Source organism: Polaromonas sp. (assembly GCF_039930745.1).
In the GTDB taxonomy this organism is placed as follows: Bacteria; Pseudomonadota; Gammaproteobacteria; order Burkholderiales; family Burkholderiaceae_C; genus Polaromonas.
The window spans coordinates 1-4986 of sequence record NZ_JBDTTH010000161.1; the positions used below are offsets into that span (position 1 = coordinate 1).

3 protein-coding genes and 1 pseudogene are annotated in these 4986 nt (G+C 57.7%); 3 read left to right on the top strand and 1 reads right to left on the bottom strand.

Features of this window, described 5'->3' with window-relative positions:
* Together ABI660_RS22950 and ABI660_RS22955 are read left to right on the top strand one after the other, a co-directional pair.
* Positions 1-87, top strand: a pseudogene (locus tag ABI660_RS22950) (HlyD family secretion protein); the annotation flags it as partial.
* A 152-nt stretch (positions 88-239) separates the two neighbouring features.
* Entirely contained in the window at positions 240-3353 is a 3114-nt protein-coding gene (locus ABI660_RS22955) for a calcium-binding protein (RefSeq protein WP_348072500.1), read from the top strand.
* Positions 3354-3586: 233 nt separating this feature from the next.
* Here the strand turns inward: ABI660_RS22955 and ABI660_RS22960 are convergent, their stop codons facing one another.
* Complete coding sequence (locus tag ABI660_RS22960) at positions 3587-4504, bottom strand: CoA transferase (RefSeq protein ID WP_348072502.1); 918 nt, start codon at positions 4502-4504, stop codon at positions 3587-3589.
* A gap of 198 nt (positions 4505-4702) precedes the next feature.
* On the opposite strand from ABI660_RS22960, the gene ABI660_RS22965 reads away from it, so the two are divergent.
* Positions 4703-4986: hypothetical protein (locus tag ABI660_RS22965; RefSeq protein ID WP_348072504.1), on the top strand; the 284-nt coding region annotated here is incomplete at its 3' end.

Sequence of the window (4986 nt, forward strand, 5' to 3'; positions counted from 1 at the left end):
GAGATCAAGACCGGGCAGCGGCGGGTGATTGAGTATTTGCTGAGCCCGATTCAGAGGGCGGGTAGTGAGAGTTTGAGGGAGAGGTGATGTCGTCGAAGTCATGGGAAGTCGGAATGACAGATTTTGGTAATGCTGCCGCGGTGCTGTTGGCACGTTTCGGTATTAGTTATGGAAAAAACTATGGGAGAGCCTTTCGTAAGGCCAAGTTGTTCAATTAACAAAGGGTATTAAAAATGTCAATGTGGAATTCGAACGTCAATATCAAAGTATCCAAAGAATTGAATCTGGGCACCGGGGAGATGTCGGTAACCTTCAAGCCCAGGGACAAGGACTCCTTGGGTAATCCACTGCCCCAAAATGGAAGGGTCGACTCCATCAAAATTGGGCCAGACGGCGTAAGTTATGGCACAGGGGGTTCGACCACGGGTGGCAGCACCATTCAAATAAAAGGCACGTCAAGTGTTAATTCGGATGGATCGGTGTCAGCAAAAGGTCCTGCGATATCCATAAGCATGCCCATACCGGGTGCGGGCGGGGCAACAATAGAAACAACAATTAAGCCTGGCGATTTTGTTCCGCATCCGACCGACCCTTCATTGCCACCCATCCCGTCAGCAGAAGTCGATGTAAAAATAAAACTGCCCAATGGACTTTCTTACCCCGTAGTCACTAGGAGTATCGTTACCACTGATACCTTGCTTGACCCCGAGCTTGGCGGCTTGTTGTCTGGTGGGTTGTTGGGTAATGCGTACAAGCAAATCCGTCACCGGCAGGAGGCAATCGATGCCCAGGTTGATGCCGCTACCGGCACCCAATTCAACCAGGCCCGCAACCTGGTAGTACGCGTGGACCCCTTGGTGCTCGATCTGGACGGAGACGGCATCGAGCTGGTGAGCGCATCAGGCACAGTTCTCTTCGACCACAACGCCGACGGCATCAAGACCGGCACAGGCTGGGCCACGGGCGGCGACGGTTTTCTGGTACGCGACCTCGACAATGACGGCGCCATAAGCACCGGCCGCGAATTGTTCGGCGTTGACACCATCAAAAGCAACAACAGCTTCGCTACCGACGGCTTTGATGCCTTGCGCGACCTGGACTCCGATGGCGATGGGTTCATCACAGCCGCAGATGCCGCCTATGGCGAGCTGAAGATCTGGCAGGATACCAATCAGGACGGCATCAGTCAGAGCACTGAACTCAAGACCTTGGCAGAGTTGAGCATTTCCAGCATAGGTGTAAACGGTACGGCTGCCGGCCCGCAGGCCGGGCAAGTGATTAACAGCAACCTGGTCGCCTTGAGCACAACCTTCACGCAAGATGGGCAGACACATACGGTAGGCGCGATTGATCTGGAGGCCAATAATTTCTTCACCGAGTTTCCCTCGGAGGTCGTGGATGAGGCCGGTAACCCCGTGCCAATCACTGTGGAGGCCCAAGAACTTCCCCAGATGAATGGTTCTGGCATGGTCAGAAACATGCAAGCTGCCGCCAGTTTGAGTGAGGACTTCGCTGCTGCCTTGACTACCTATGCTGCGACCTCCACCAGGGAAGGCCAGCGCAGTCAGCTTGATAACCTGGTCACCCTTTGGGCAGAGACATCAGGATTTACGGGTGGGATATTTTCAAGCAATGTCCCAGCCGCGAACGTCAGCCTTTCGTTCAATCTGCCCGCCGGTATCACGGTGACCCAGTACAAAAATTTGATCAATGTGCTTGAGGCTTTCAACGGCAGCCACTTTTATGGCAACGCAGAAGGTGGTCCCCGGCCGGCTGGCTTTGCAGTCAGAGCTACAACCGAGCCAGGAAACACAAATGTGGTGTACCAATACACCATCAGTCCTCCAGCCCAGCAGGTGGCGCTTCTTCAGCAAGCCTACGACGCACTCAAGGAAAGTGTGTACGGTGCGTTGGTGGTGCAGACGAGGCTGCGACCCTATCTCGACGCCATCGAGTTGGTCGTTGATGAGACCGGCTTACGGTTTGATCCGTCAGCTTCCATCGGTCTCGCGCAGGAAAAGGCCGCTGTCGGTATGGTTGGAGTGGTCCGTGATCTGGTTGATCTTAAAAAGTACGCCAACGAAATCTCTCTAGCTGCCGGGTGGTCCGTTTACAGCACTTTGAACACTGTGCTTCGCTCCGCGGCAATGACGCCTGAGCTTCAGAATGTACTTGCGCAAGAGCGTATTCAGCTCGTGGCCGAGGGGGCACTTGGAGCTACAGCCATGTATGGTCCAGGAACCATATTGCTCGGGAACTCTTCAGATAACGCCCTTGCCGGTTCTACCGGAGCGGATTATCTCCTTGGCGGAGACGGCAACGACACGCTGACGGCGGTGGGCGGTGGAGACACACTCGACGGTGGCGCGGGAGATGACCTGCTCAATGTGAGCAGTGCCTTCTCGGGCACTGGAACGACGTACATCGGCGGGACGGGCAACGACACGATGATCGGCACCTACGCCAACGACACCTACATCTTCAACCTGGGAGACGGGCAGGACACGATCACCGATTACAGCGCCGGCTTTGCCAACACCGACGTGCTGACGTTCGGTGCGGGGATTGCGGCGGCGGATGTGACACCAGTGCGCAGCGGGCTGGACCTGATCTTCAAGGTGGCAGGCGGGACGGACCAGATCACGGTGAAGAACTGGTTCAACGACTCGACACGCTACTACCAGATCGAGCAGATCCGGTTTGATGACGGCACGGTGTGGACCAACAGCCAGGTCAACACCCGGGCACTGGAGGTGTTCGGCACGGCCGGCAACGACACGCTGTCCGGCGTGAGCGCCTTTGCCGATGTGCTGCGCGGCGGAGACGGCAACGACACGCTGACGGCGGTGGGCGGTGGAGACACACTCGACGGTGGCGCGGGAGATGACCTGCTCAATGTGAGCAGTGCCTTCTCGGGCACTGGAACGACGTACATCGGCGGGACGGGCAACGACACGATGATCGGCACCTACGCCAACGACACCTACATCTTCAACCTGGGAGACGGGCAGGACACGATCACCGATTACAGCGCCGGCTTTGCCAACACCGACGTGCTGACGTTCGGTGCGGGGATTGCGGCAGATCAGCTCTGGTTCACACGGAACGGCAACGATCTGAACGTCAGCGTTATTGGGTCTACCGACAAGGTTAGCATCGGCAGTTGGTACTTGGGAAATCTCTACCACGTAGAGCAGTTCAAGACGAGTGACGGCAAGACGCTGCTGGATAGTCAAGTGCAGAACTTGGTGCAAGCGATGGCTAGTTTTGCGCCGCCAGCTGCCGGGGAGACCACATTGCCGGCCAACTACGCCGATACCTTAAATCCGGTACTTGCGGCGAATTGGCAGTAGTTAAATAAATAGAAGTCAGCGATCTCAGCGTAGGTCGCTGACTTCTACGAAGTGCCGTATCAAAGCGCATTTTCGAATCGATCACTCTAGGAAGTACCAGTACGCTTGGCGGGAAGTCAACTTTGGTATTTCCAGGCAGTAGCAGGTTGAGGCTGCAATGACAGCAAGGGCGCTGGAAAATTTAAGTTTGAAGCCAAATCGCCCTATAGCCCTTATCCAACGGGCGCTAACAGCTATTGATTCGATAGCGTTTGCAATGGAATGTCTCTCTCTTCCGCCAGCTTGTCCAACTGCTCACGGGTCTGCGTGCGCATGAAAGCGGCAACCGCTTCGTGCGTCGTAGAAGCGAACATGGTTGTCATGTCCTTCATCTGCACGCCGGCTGCTTCGCACAGCGCTGCGGCAAAGTGCGGCTCCAGCGCTGCCACGGCCGCGCGGCCGTCCTTGCAGGCGTAGACGCGGTAGCCGGCATGCGCGCCACCGACCGAGCCGGTGGGCTGGGTCAAGCCCCATTGCCGCGGCAGGGCCAGGTAGGCGGCGGCATGGGACAGCGCCACTTCGATGAAGGCGCCCAGGGGGTGCGGGTCGCCCGAGCCGGTGTAGGGCGCCTGCCGGCGCAGCGCGGCCTGCAGCACGGCTTCGCTGGCCATCAGCGAGCCGCTCATGTCGGCATACAGCGTGGGTGGCAGGTTCAGCCCGGTGAGCAGGTCGTTGTTTGCCATGTAGGTGAGGTCGTGGCCGGGCTCTTCGCCTAAGGCGCCCGGCGCGCCAACGATGGCGACATGCGAGAGCGCGGGGTAAAGCGAGTGGATTTTCTTCCAGCCCAGGCCGAGCTTTTCAATGGCTGAGGGGCGAAACGAGGTGAGCAGCACATCGGCTTTTTCAAGCTCGCGGTGCAACACCTTCTGGCCGGCTTCGCTTTTCAGGTCGGCGCTCAGCACCTTCACGCCTTCGTGCAGCTGTGCATAGGCCGGCTTGTTGTAAAGGCCCATGGGGTCGCCCGCGGGCGGCTCGAGCTTGACGCAAATGGCGCCCATTTGCCGGCAGCGCATTAGAGCGGCGGGGCCGGGCAGGTTGAGCGCCAAGCTGAGGACGCGCATGCCCTGGAGGGACTGAAGAGCAGCGGTTTTGGTGGGGGCAGAAGAGGTCATCTTGGTGGTTATCGTCAGGAGAGAAAGAGGGAGGCAGAAGGGCGGCGGAAGTGTCTGAATGCAATTGACCTTACCAGACTTTGCTGCCGGAACGGGTAAGGCTTGAGTTTGTAAAAATTAGTGTTTAACAGAAAGTAATTATTGTTTTACAGATATTTATAAGGCAAAATGGGCGCCTCACGACATGAGGGGTAAGCCATGAAAAATACATTCGCCGCAAGCACCCTGACACGCCCTGACGTGCAGCGCTTGAACAACGCCTTTGCCTGGGTGTGTGCCTCACTGGCTGTGGCCCTGCCGCTGGCCGTGTGTTATCAGCTCATAACCACGCCGACCGAGGGATTGCTGCTGCGCTCCGGCATCAGCCTGTCGGCGCTGCAGGCGGCCATGCTGGAGGTGGCGCTGTGGCAACGCGTCCTGGCCGTGGTGCTGGGCATGGTGCCGGTGTGTTGTACTTCCTACGGCCTGGTCTGCGCGATGCG

What these genes read in the sequence shown, in the direction of transcription:
- ABI660_RS22960 (WP_348072502.1), bottom strand. Translation starts at nt 4,504, where the DNA reads ATGACCTCTTCTGCCCCCACCAAAACCGCTGCTCTTCAGTCCCTCCAG.
- ABI660_RS22955 (WP_348072500.1), top strand. Translation starts at nt 240, where the DNA reads ATGTGGAATTCGAACGTCAATATCAAAGTATCCAAAGAATTGAATCTG.